Consider the following 12540-nt stretch of genomic DNA (forward strand, 5'->3'; position numbering starts at 1 on the left):
TATGGCTTTTATAAGAGAAAAAGAAGAAATCAAAACGGGGTTTCAGGAGATAGAACCGTGGTCATCAGAGATTGACCTTCAGACGGATTTTGTAATGGTCTATGGTCTGAATGAATCTTTAGAATCCCGGATGCAGCAATATAGAGAGCGGGGTTATAAGGTACATTTAATGCTTGGGTGCGCCTGGGGAAATTATAAAGAATATCTGTGCGGCAGGTGGGACGGAAAGGAACACTGGGATGAATGTCAGACAGACCGGAACGGAAACCCGATCCTGCACGGGGTCGATACGCCATATATGGTGCCGACACGGTCCTTTATCCAATATCTGACGGAACACTTATGCGCTCTCATAGATAAAGGGATCACAGAAATTTATATGGAAGAACCCGAATTCTGGGAAGCGGGAGGATATTCGGAGGCATTTAAAAAAGAATATCTGGCATATTATGGCGTGGATTGGGAGCCGCCCCATACAAATATCAATGCGAAGTACCGCAGTTCCAGATTAAAAGCATATTTATATGGAAGGCTTGTCAGACATCTCAGCAGAAATATCAAAGAGTATGGAAGAAAAACGGGGAAAGAGATCCATTTTTATGTGGCGACGCACAGTCTGGTAAATTATGCACAATGGAAGATCATGAGTCCGGAAAGCCGTCTTTTGGATGTTGATGAGGTGGATGGTTTTATCGCACAGGTATGGACGGGGACGAGCGGCACAGGAAACGTATATGAGGGCCATTATAAGAGCAGAACATTTGAGACGGCGTATTTAGAGTATGGCATCATGCAGGAACTGGTTAAAGGGACAGATAAGGAAGTATGGTTTTTACAGGATCCGGTGGAAGATAACCCGGAACATGGCTGGGAAGAGTATGCAGATAAATACAAAAAGACCCTGACAGCAGCTTTATTCTGGCCGGATGTGGATCACTACGAGGTGTGTCCGTGGCCAAACAGGGTGTTTAAAGGAAGATATCCCAGAAAAGTCGGTCTTGCGGAGGGAATGATCCCGACGGAGGATATGGAAGGTGCAAAAAATATCCCGGATACCTACGCGACATTTCTGGCAGGTATGATACAGACACTGGGAGATATGACCAAAGAGGAGAGCGAAACAGAAAAAGATGCGGTTGGTGTATTTTTAGCAGATAGCTGTATGTACCAGCGGACATACCCGGATCAAGTGGAACATCATGGGCAGAAGATCAATCTGTCGGGGATGGAAGATTGGATGAACCGTCTTATTTTTCAAAAGGAAGAAGAACGTCAGCTTCTTTTATCCATGGAAAAAATGGAATATGCGTATAAAGAATGCTGCGCATTCCCGGACTGGTTTGGTCTGACACTGCCATTATTAAAATATGGTTTACCGATACAGCCGGTCTATTTTGATCACATGGTCCGCTATGAGGAATATCTGAGAAAATATCGGTATCTGATCTTAAGTTATGAATTTATGAAACCGGAAAGTGAAGAATTTCATCACAAACTGGTGGAATGGGTAAAACAGGGAGGCACACTTTTTTATATTGGAAAAGACTTTGATCCATATAATTATTTACAGGAATGGTGGCAGAAATTTTCCTGCGACACGCCTGCACAACATCTTTTTGCAGAGTTTGGAATGGATAAGGAACCAGCCAATGGATGTTACCGGATCGGAGAGGGAAATGTTCTCGTATGGAATGAAGTTCCTGCGCTGTTAAGCGTGAATGAAGCGATCGCAGATAAATACCGCAACTGGATCCGGGAAGGACTTAAGATGGGCGGATATCACTGGAATATGTGCAATTATCTGTCGGTAAGAAGGGATCCGTATATTGTGATAGCGTCCATGCAGGAATCGGATACGGGATCGGTTTATACAAAAGAGGGTCTGTTTGTGGATCTGTATGAAGATAAATATCCGGTCGTGGAGCGGGTTTTGGTAGAACCCGGGCAGGAAAAGCTGCTGTTTGATCTTGAAAAGATAAAAGAAGATGTAAGGATTATCGCAACGGCAGCGCGTATTGAAAATATGGCATGTGAAAACGGACAGCTTAGTATTGAGGCGAAGGCAATTGATCACATTCAGGTGAATATGAGGATCCGCCTGCCAGGGAAACCGGAAGATTTATGTGCACATACAGAAAGCGGGAAAAACATGGAACTGCAGTCTGTATGGGATGAGAAAAGCAGAACGGTTTTGTTATCCTACAGAAGCAACAACGAAAAAGTACATATTACAGGGAAATTAAAGTATGAATCATGATGCTAATGCAGCTGCCAGATAATTTAATGGGCTGCATCATGGAACTTATATAAAGATTGGAAACGATCTTAATATAGAAAGAAAACAAGACAAGGAGGAAAATATGGATTTCTTAGACAAAAGAGTCGGTGTAATTTGCAACGAACTTAAGAAATTAAAAGTAAAACAGGTATTTCCACTGACACAGTGGGAGTACAAGGAAGGAAACTTTATTCACCCGGAGGATGCATTAAAGGACGAGGCAGCCTGGGAAAACTTTGACTGCAAGACCATGCACTGGTATGGCAAGGACCGTCATTACTGGTTTCGCACGACCTATACCGTTCCGGAGGAGCTGGATGGCAAAAGCATATGGATCCGCGTTTCCTCCCAGATCGACGAGTGGGATGACGGAAGAAATCCGCAGTTTATCGTGTTTGTGAACGGGGAGGTTTATCAGGGAATCGATATGAACCACAGGGAGTGCCTGATCACAAGAAGCGGAAAGGCAGGAGAGACACTGACCATCGATCTGCAGGCATATACCGGGATCATGCATGAGGAATTTGCGCTCCGCACACAGATCGAGGAGATCGATGCAGAGATCGAAAAACTCTATTATGACCTGTGGGTTCCGCTTGCAGCATTTTCCCGTATGGAAGCAGATGATAAAAACCGCAAGGATATTGAGTATGTGCTCAATGAGACGATCAATCTGCTGGATCTAAGGACCCCGTATTCCGAAGGCTTTTACCGGAGTGTGCGGGAAGCATCTGCTTATATCCAGAAAGCACTTTATGAGGATATGGCAGGGTATGAGGATGTGATCGCAACCTGTATCGGACATACGCATATCGATGTTGCGTGGTGGTGGACTGTGGCACAGACCAGGGAAAAAGTCGGACGCAGCTTTGCAACTGTGTTAAAGCTGATGGACGAGTACCCGAATTATAAGTTCATGTCCAGCCAGCCGCAGTTATATGCATTTTTAAAGGAGCGCTATCCGGAATTGTACGAGAAAGCAAAACAGCGCATCAAAGAGAAACGCTGGGAGCCGGAAGGCGGTATGTGGGTCGAGGCAGATTGCAACCTGACATCGGGAGAATCCCTCGTCCGTCAGTTTATGCATGGCAAACGCTTTTTTAAAGAGGAATTTGGCGTGGACAACCGTATCCTCTGGCTGCCGGATGTGTTCGGTTATTCCGGGGCACTGCCGCAGATCATGAAAAAATGCGGAATCGATTATTTTATGACAACCAAACTGGCATGGAACCAGTTCAATAAAGTACCTTACGATACGATGATGTGGCGCGGAATCGATGGAACAGAGGTGCTGACACACCTGATCACGACCCTTGGCGTGAGCCAGCCGATCAAAGATTACTTTACGACCTATAATGGCATGCTGCACCCGGATGCGATCATGGGAGGATGGATGCGTTACCAGAATAAGGACATCAATAACGATATCTTAGTCTCCTACGGTTACGGCGATGGCGGCGGCGGTCCGACCAGGGAAATGCTTGAGACTTCGATCCGCATGGAAAAGGGAATCAAAGGGATTCCGAAAGTACGCCAGGAATTTTCACGCACCTATTTTGAAGAACTTGAGGAGCGCGTGAAAGGTGACAGACGCCTGCCGGTATGGGAAGGTGAATTTTACTTTGAGTACCATCGCGGAACTTATACCTCCATGGCGAGAAATAAACGTAGCAACCGTAAGGCAGAACTTGGTCTGATGGATCTGGAACTGTTGTCCGTTTTAGCACAGGCACAGGCAGCGTATCCGGCAGAAGAACTCGACCGCATGTGGAAAAAAGTCCTGATCAACCAGTTCCATGATATTCTGCCTGGATCTGCGATCCATGAAGTATATGAGGTGACAAAGGAAGAATACGCTGCACTTCAGAAAGAGATCAAAGCACTGGAAGAGGAACGTCTCCATGCACTCGTGGGAGATGACGAAGGCATCACTATTTTCAATACAACCGGACACGACCGCAGTGATATCGTAGAACTTGGGGAGATCCATGCGGAAGCGTTAAAGGATGCAGAGGGCGTGATCTATCCGGTACAGAAGACTGCAGAAGGTGCAGTGGTCTATGTAGAGCATCTGCCGTCAAAAGGATATAAGACATTTGCAGCTGTATCCAGTGAAATTGAGCAGAAAACACCGTTTGTCCTTGTGGATGACCATACGCTTGAGACACCGTTTTATACGATCCATCTGGATGCGGAGGGACGTTTTGACCGCATCTACGATAAGGAAAACGACAGGGAAGTACTGCAGGATGGCAAAAAAGGCAATCAGTTCCGCATGTACGAGGATAAGCCGATGTGCTTTGATAACTGGGATGTGGATATTTACTATACCGAAAAGTACTGGGATGTCAATGATGTGATTTCTATGGAATGGACAGAGTGCGGTCCGGTGCGTGCAACGTTAGAGATGGAGCGGAAAGAAAGCAATTCTGTGATCCACCAGAAGATCCATTTCTATGCAGACAGCAGAAGGATCGAATTTGAGACTTATGTGGACTGGAAAGAGCATCAGACATTGTTAAAGGTACATTTCCCGGTCAATGTACATACCGATGAAGCAACATTTGATGTACAGTTTGGTAATCTGACACGCAAAGTGCATACCAATACGAGCTGGGATAAAGCACGTTTTGAGAGCTGCGGACAGAAATGGATCGATCTCTCGGAAGGTCACTACGGAGTCAGCATGTTAAATGACTGCAAATATGGACATTCCGTGAAGGATTCTGATATGGCACTGACACTGATTAAATCCGGCATCGAACCGAATCCGGTGGCAGATCAGGAAGAGCACTATTTTACCTATGCAATCTATCCGCATGCGGAAAAATGGCAGGAAGCAAAGACCGTGGAGCAGGCATATGACCTGAACCAGCCGGCTATTGCAGTGGCAGGAGGAAAGCCGGGAAGCCTGTTGTCAAAAGCATCTGTGGACAGGTCCAACGTTGTATTAGAGACGATCAAGTGTGCAGAGTCCGGTCATGGCATCATTATCCGTATGTATGAGAGCGAAAATGCACTCACAAAGACAAATCTTGTAGTTGAGGGGAACTACAACAAAGCGTTTGTCTGCAATCTGCTCGAGGAGGAAGAAGCAGAATTAGAGTTGAAAGACGGAGTGGTTTGTGTACAACTGAAACCGTATGAAGTTGTTACTGTAAAACTCGTTTAAAATCATATAGAGGCATTCAGATTCCGAAGAGAGTTCGGTGGGATGCCTCTCTTTTTATAGGGAGATTTACGTTATGACCAATAAATTAAGCCATATTTTTGAGTGTTCCGATCATATTACGGAAAAACAGTATCGGACCAGCAGGGCACTTTTTATCCTCGATGGATGCGCTTCCACACAGATTTTTACGGTTACTTCCGGCGCATTTTTATCGGGACTTGCCTATCTTGTGGGTGCGGGGACGGCACTGACCGGGATCATAGCTGCACTGCCGACGCTGATGAATACCATCCAGATTTTTTCCTCTGTCGTCTATGAGAACCGCGCAGGCAGCAAACGGATCACGGTAGAGTTTGCACTCATCCAGCGCTTATGCCTGCTCATGATGCTGTTTGTTCCGACATTGATGTTAGGAGCGAGAATCTCGGTGGCAGTGATCGCGGTGCTGTATTCCTGTGCACATTTCTGTGGGGCATTTATCAACACCGGGGCAAATAACTGGCTGATCAGCCTGGTGAAAAAAGAACGGTTGGGAAGATATCTCGGACTGAAGGATTCAATGACTTTAGTTGCGTCCACAGGCGGTTCCCTGATCTTAAGTAAAATTTTAGATGCCTACCGTTTCGCGGATCAGGAGATTCTGGGATTCCGGATCATCGGCATTTTATGTATCGGTATCTGCGTGGTCGACATTACCTGTCTCACGCTGATCCGGGAACCGGAAAATGTGAAACATGTGGAGCCACTGAACATAAGGAAAGCAATACAGATGCCGCTCACAGACCAGAATTACCGCAATATATTGATTTTCTTCCTGCTGTGGAGTGTGGCGTCTAATTTTGCCAGTCCGTTTTTTTCTATTTATATGTTAGAGAATCTGGGGCTGTCCTATTTTTATATCACCGTCATGAATATGGTTGCATCGGTGGCGCGGATCGCGGCTGCAAATCTGTGGGGGAAGGCAGCAGACAGTTATTCGTGGAGGCTTGTCACGCTGGGGTCCATTTTTATGCTGGGAGTTGCATATATCGGCTGGGGACTGCTGACGAAAGAAAACTGTATCTACTGGCTTCCGGTCGTACAGGCTGTGAGCGGGGTTGCCTGGGGCGGCATCAATATTGCGACTTTTCGGATGCAGTTTGCCTTTGCACCGTTAGAACACCGTGTCAGCTATGTCAGCTTCTGCTCAACAATGGTTGGGTTTGTAGGATTTTTTTCATCCATGCTCGGCTCGACATTTGTGGCATTAGCAAAGGATATCAGGATTTTAAACATTCCGGTAGATAACATACAGATGGTGTTTATTTTGTCTGCATTCGGAATTATTGCAAGTGCATTATACAGCCGAAAAATAAAGGAGAAATGACAGGACAGATATGGAGAGAGATAGCAGAAAGCGGGCAGAGGCGCTGCTTGCGCAGATGACCGCAACAGAAAAAGTGGGACAGTTAAACCAGCATTTATATGGTTTTCGGATCTACCATGTAGAAGATGGAAAAATTATTTTTACGCAGGAATTAAAGGATGAAGTAAAAAAGTGGGGCGGGATCGGCACGATCTATGGTCTTTACCGTGCAGATCCATGGTCGGAAAAAAATTATGAGACAGGGCTTGCCGGGGGACTTTCCATGCAGGCATATAATCAGTTACAGAAATATGTGATCGAACACAGCCGCCTTGGAATTCCATTTTTACTGAGCAGTGAATGTCCACATGGACATCAGGCGTTAGACGGATATCTGCTCCCGGTCAATCTGGCAGTAGGTGCATCGTTTGACCCGGCATTGTATGAGCGGGCAGGGCAGGTGTGCGGCAGGCAGTTAAAGCAGATGGGCGTGGATTTTGCACTGGTTTCGGCACTGGATATTTTAAGAGACCCAAGATGGGGGCGCAGTGAGGAGTGTTATGGGGAGGATCCATATTTATCGGCAGAGCTCGCGCGGGCGATCGTAACAGGAATCCAGAAAGAGGGCGTTGCAGTGGTTGCAAAACACTTTTGTGCACAGGGGGAGACGACCGGAGGGGTCAATGCCAGCGCAGCGCGGATCGGAGAGAGGGAACTGTGGGAGATCCATTTACAGGCGGCGAAGGCATGTTGTGAGGCGGGCGTAAAAGGCATTATGGCTGCATACAACGAGATCGATGGAAAATTCTGCCATGCCAACAGACATCTGCTGCAGGATATTCTGCGGGAACAATTGGGGTTTGACGGGGTCGTGATGGCGGATGGCATCGCCATCGACCAGTTAGACATTATGACGGGGGATAATATCAGGTCGGCAGCACTTGCACTGAAAGCAGGTGTGGATATCAGTCTGTGGGATGAAGGTTATACAAAGTTAGAGGAGGCGTTAAAACAGGGATTTATCACGGAAAAGGAACTCGATCAGGCGGTCCTTCGAGTGCTCACTTTGAAATTTGAGCAGGGACTGATGGATAAACCTTATATTGATGAAAACGGGAACCGTACCGCCTCTTACAGCGAAAATGGTGCTGTTTCATTTCCGACAGAGGCATATCAGGAGTCGGAAAAACTGGCGCGCGAGTCGGTAGTGTTGTTGAAGAATGAAAATGTACTGCCGATTGGGAGAGCAGAAAAAATAGCTCTGATCGGTCCAAATGCGGATGATATTTACCGGCAGATCGGTGATTATTCACCTCCAATGGACAGGGCAGGATATGAGACGTTAAAGAGCGGCATGGAAAAAGAATTTGGTGCAGACCGGGTTCGCTGTTATAATGGACATGAGGTCGGGACGGCTGTTTCTCTTGCGGAAAATGCGGATATTATCGTGCTGGCATTAGGCGGATCATCGAGTCGTTTTAAAGGGGCGCTGTTCGATGAAAACGGTGCGGCAAAAGTACAGGGAGTACTTGAGATGGACTGTGGGGAGGGCATGGATACCGCCAGATTACAGCTCCCCGGGAACCAGAATGAACTGTTTACGGCTGTCTGTGCGCTGAAAAAACCGGTGATCTCCGTAGTCATTGCCGGGCGGCCTTATGCAATCCCTGAAATTGCACAGGATTCAGATGCACTGTTATATGTTTTTTATCCGGGACCGATGGGAGGAAAAGCAATCGCGGAGTTGTTGTCTGGAAAATATGCACCGTCCGGCAGGCTGCCGGTGTCCCTTCCGCGAAACTGCGGACAGCTTCCGGTGTACTATAACCATACGGTGTCCTATCCGGCAATGCACTATTGTGATATGGAACAGGGAGTTTTGTATACATTTGGGGAAGGAATGGGATATTCCCACATGGAGTATGTGGATATCTGTCTTAAAAAGCAGCAGGATGTGTGGATTATTTCAGGAATTGTAAAGAATAAAGGAAATATAGATGATACGGCAGTGCTGCAATGCTACCGGAAAGTGTTGTCCGGTGAGCTTGTGCCAAGAGAGCGGGAACTGGTTGCATTTTCCAGAATAAAAGTGGAAAAAGGAAGTCAGAAGGCATTTGAAATCGCTATGGATGCGGATAAATTCCGGTATTTTAATGAGAGTGGTGCAAAGATTTATAAGAGTAAAATACTTTTAATGGATAGTGGAAAAATAATTTTTGAAGAATAGGAAGAAATTCTGACAGCAGGAGGAGACCAGCTATGAAAAGTCAACCATAAATTAGCAAAAAATTTCTTTTTCATATCGGTGGTAAAAAAGGGTAACTTTAATAGAGCTCCCTTAGGGTGCTTTTTCAAAATCTATCGATATTGGTATACAGACCTCTTATTCGAGGTTGAATTCTACTTCGCCAGTGAGCATCTTCCAGATGACTCTGACAAGCTTGCCGGCACAGTGCCCAAGTGCATTGTAGTGAGACCGGCCTTCAGCCCTCTTGGCATCATAATAAGCCTTGAAGGTTGCGTTGTTTCTGACAACGTTCCAAGCTGCATTTACAAGGGCATATCGTAAAACACGAGAGCCACGTTTGGACATCCTTGTTGTCTTAGCCTGAAAGTTACCAGACTGATAAACAGAAGGATCCAAACCGGCAAAAGCAAGCAGCTTGTTAGGATTGGAGAAACGGTGAATATCACCTATTTCACCAAGAATCATTCCACCATTGATATAACCGATACCAGGAATGGTCATGATGACAGAATCGTTGAATTTCATGATATCCGTCATCTCAGCTTCAATCTTTTCTAATTGGCTATCCAGTAACTCGATTTGTTGAATGGTTTGAGTTATCTGAATAGATATAGCGCTGTCGTTAGCACCGACAGACTTCTGTGCGAGAACTCTTAATTCTTTGGCCTGTTCTTTGGTAAAGTGTCCGTGTGAGTTCACTTTGAGCAGATTTGCCAGATGAGTCATATGCATGGAAGCAATCTCTTTTGGAGAAGGTGTTTCTTTTAATAAAGCATAGACAGCGTGTTGATGCAGACCGGATTTGAAAAAGTATTGAATCTCCGGAAAGACCTGATCAACATAGGTTGTCAGTTGAATTTTCAATCGGGTACGTTGCTTTATGGTTTTCTGACGGAAACGTCCCAATGCCTTAAGATCCATCATATCGAGATCGAAGAAGCTGACGAATCTGAGGTTGTCCTGCATCATAAGAGTTTTAGCAATCACGTAAGTGTCGACCTTATCTGTCTTAGTTTTGCGAACGTTATTTTTTCGCATTTGACAGGTTTTGATGGGGTTCAACACACACACTTGGTAAAGCTCAGTAACAAGGTATCGAACAAGGTTGTCACCGTAGTGTGCCGTTGACTCAAGACCGATGATGAGGCTGTTCTTATCGAATGATTCGAGTTTAGAGACCAGCAGTTGGAAGCCATCAGCGTCATTTGTGAATTTGAACGGCTCAATGATTATTTCACCGTCGGAAGAAATCGCAGCGGCGAAATGATTAAGTTTGGCAATATCAATGCCTACGTAAATTTTCATGAGGTTGTACCTCCCTTTCCTAAAGTCTGATACCATGATGTCCACCAACGATTATCATCGTAGACTTGATAGAAATAAGTACTCTGAGTGAAAAACACTCCGGCAACATCCAGCTAATAAACAATTCAGATAAATGTAGTGGCAATACACTCCAGTTGAGTAGTCAAGCTACAGAAAACAAATCAAAAGTCCATAGTATCTGAATTGTATTGAACCACGATATTAAAAGAAAGGAAATATGTGATAATTAACTTCCTAATTATCATACAAGAAAATTATGTATTTATTACCAAAGCCAAAAACAATTAAAGAACAGGACGGACAGATGCTGCTTTGCCACAGCACACATATTGTGATGACAAAAGAGGTGGCAGAGACAGAGATGCATGCAGCAAAAAGACTGCAGGAGGCGATCAGGCAGGAAACGGGGCTTATCCTGCCGTTTTCCGTAGGGGAAGTAAGGGAGGGGGATCTCTCTCTTGGGATCGCAAAAACATTACCAGAGCAGACATATGAGATCACGATCGACGAAAAAGGCGGACAGATTTCAGGCGGCGACGGGGCTGGCGTGCTTTATGGTGTGGAGACCTTCTGCCAGATCGTACAGCAGTGTGGCGGGATACTGCCCTGTGTACAGATTCAGGATGCCCCAGATATGCCAAACCGTGGTTATTATTTTGACCAGACAAGGGGACGTGTGTTAAAACTGGAAGAACTCAAAAAAATTGCAGACAGGATGTGCCGCTATAAATTAAACCAGCTTCAGCTTTATGTGGAACATACCTATCTGTTCCGTGACTTTTCGGAAATGTGGAGGGATCAGACTCCGCTTACGGCAGAGGAAATCTTAGAACTTGACAGTTATTGCCGGGAACGTCATATTGAACTGGTTCCGTCGCTGGCAAGTTTTGGACATCTGTGCACACTGCTCTCCACAAAAACATATGGGGATCTCTGCGAGATGGAGGATTCCTGGAAGGAGCCGTTTTCCTTCTGGAACCGGATGCGGTATCATACGATCAATGTCTCCGATGAGCGTTCCCTTCCTCTGATCAAAAAGATGATCGCAGAATATATGCAGTTGTTTTCTTCCAACAAATTTAATATCTGTGCGGATGAGACATTCTGCCTTGGCAAATATAAATCGAAAAAACTTGCCGAAGAGCGTGGCGTCCATCGGCTTTATATTGACTATGTCAAAGAGCTTGCACAATTTCTGGTGGAAAATGGAAAAATCCCGATGTTCTGGGGCGATATCATCTGGAATTCGCCGGAACTGATGAAGGAACTGCCGGAGAGCATGATCTGCCTGAACTGGGGATACGCACCGGAACAGAGGGAAGATGAGACGAGGGCGATCGCACAGACGGGTGCAGTGCAGTATCTGTGTCCGGGTGTATGCGGCTGGAACCAGTGGGCAAACTTAATAGAAAATTCTTATAAAAATATTACAAGAATGTGCGGTTATGCGGCAAAATATCATGGCATCGGTGTGTTGAACACAGACTGGGGAGATTTTGGACACGTTAATGATCCGGCATTTTCTGTTCCGGGGATGATCTACGGTGCTGTATTTTCCTGGAATGGGGAGAAGATACCATTTGCAGAGTTAAACCGTATGATCTCACGGATCGAGTATGGGGATACTACCGGAAATTATGTTTCCCATCTGGCAGAAATCTGCGGACAGTCGGTATTTCAGTGGAGAGAAGCTGTCATGTATTATGAGAACCGGTGCTTAAAGCATGAACTCGAAGAGGGCGAAGATCTGTTCCGCGGTGTGGATCAGGCGGGTGTAGATGCTGCAGCAGATGCCCTGCGTGATATATACAAAAAACTTTTGGAGAGCACGCAGGCGATGCCGGAAACGAAAAAACAGATGCAGCTTTTATCCGTGACATTGCAGGGGATCGGTATCTGGAATGCCGTAGGACTCCTGACAGAAAGCATGGAAAAAACGGGAAGTTTTGATATGCAGAAAGGTCTGGAACTGGCAGAAAAGTTAGAATGCTGGTTTATGGCTTATAAAGAAAACTGGAGAGCCACCAGCAAAGAAGGCGATCTGCATCATATTGCAGAGATCGTGTTCTGGTATGCAGACTGGATGCGCAGAAAATGATAAAAAAGTATAAATTCTATCAGGTGATAACTGATTAATCATCAGGACTTTTCACGGGAAATTTATGATATAG

At 45.6% G+C, this 12540-nt stretch carries 6 protein-coding genes; 5 read left to right on the forward strand and 1 reads right to left on the reverse strand.

The window, feature by feature from the left end:
* Nucleotide 1: 1 nt before the first annotated feature.
* The 4 genes from RIL182_RS01260 to RIL182_RS01275 all read left to right on the forward strand — a co-directional run bounded on the left by RIL182_RS01260 (nucleotide 2) and on the right by RIL182_RS01275 (nucleotide 9022).
* Nucleotides 2-2257 carry a hypothetical protein gene (locus RIL182_RS01260; protein WP_006856874.1) on the forward strand — a complete coding sequence of 752 codons (2256 nt, stop codon included), beginning with the start codon at nucleotides 2-4 and terminating at the stop codon, nucleotides 2255-2257.
* Between the two features lie 103 nt (nucleotides 2258-2360).
* Nucleotides 2361-5450, forward strand: a complete 3090-nt coding sequence (locus RIL182_RS01265) for an alpha-mannosidase (protein WP_006856875.1) — start codon at nucleotides 2361-2363, stop codon at nucleotides 5448-5450.
* A gap of 73 nt (nucleotides 5451-5523) precedes the next feature.
* Nucleotides 5524-6816 carry an MFS transporter gene (locus tag RIL182_RS01270; protein WP_006856876.1) on the forward strand — a complete coding sequence of 431 codons (1293 nt, stop codon included), beginning with the start codon at nucleotides 5524-5526 and terminating at the stop codon, nucleotides 6814-6816.
* A 10-nt stretch (nucleotides 6817-6826) separates the two neighbouring features.
* Nucleotides 6827-9022 (forward strand): glycoside hydrolase family 3 protein, encoded by a 2196-nt coding sequence (locus RIL182_RS01275; RefSeq protein WP_006856877.1) that lies wholly within the window; start codon nucleotides 6827-6829, stop codon nucleotides 9020-9022.
* Nucleotides 9023-9178: 156 nt separating this feature from the next.
* On the opposite strand, the gene RIL182_RS01280 is transcribed toward RIL182_RS01275, so the two are convergent.
* Nucleotides 9179-10348: an IS110 family RNA-guided transposase gene (locus RIL182_RS01280; protein WP_134522982.1), complete on the reverse strand. Its 1170-nt coding sequence runs from the start codon at nucleotides 10346-10348 to the stop codon at nucleotides 9179-9181.
* A 277-nt stretch (nucleotides 10349-10625) separates the two neighbouring features.
* On the opposite strand from RIL182_RS01280, the gene RIL182_RS01285 reads away from it, so the two are divergent.
* Nucleotides 10626-12467, forward strand: coding sequence for a glycoside hydrolase family 20 zincin-like fold domain-containing protein (locus tag RIL182_RS01285; RefSeq protein ID WP_006856801.1), 1842 nt, complete (start codon nucleotides 10626-10628; stop codon nucleotides 12465-12467).
* Nucleotides 12468-12540 lie beyond the last annotated feature (73 nt).

The sequence above is a fragment of the Roseburia intestinalis L1-82 genome, assembly GCF_900537995.1.
GTDB lineage: Bacteria > Bacillota > Clostridia > Lachnospirales > Lachnospiraceae > Roseburia > Roseburia intestinalis.